The sequence below is a fragment of the Flavobacterium xizangense genome, assembly GCF_054075145.1.
In genome coordinates this window covers 1-266 of record NZ_JBSIPG010000131.1, presented here as the reverse complement: position 1 = coordinate 266, position 266 = coordinate 1, and the positions used below count along the sequence as shown (strand labels likewise).

Genomic DNA, 266 nt, shown 5'->3' with positions numbered 1-266 from the left:
TAACAACACTTCCTGGCGGTGATGAAGTGATCAATTTTTGCGACAATACTATTACACAAGCAACTCTTGTAGCGCAAACGCCATTATACGCTGGAGAAACCGTTCAATGGACTCAAGTTTCTGGAGGTGCTGGAGCTGTGATTGTTTCTCCTACTAACCCTACTACCTTGATAACCAATATTTCCAGTACTGGAGCTCCTTACAGATTTCGCTATACTTTAACCAATAGTAATACAGGGTGTATTTTTAGCAAAGATTACATTATA

Annotated in this window: 1 protein-coding gene; it reads left to right on the top strand. The window is 39.5% G+C overall.

Going from position 1 to position 266, the window contains the following annotated elements:
- Window positions 1-266: hypothetical protein (locus tag ACWA1B_RS22800; protein WP_456910911.1), on the top strand; the 266-nt coding region annotated here is incomplete at both ends.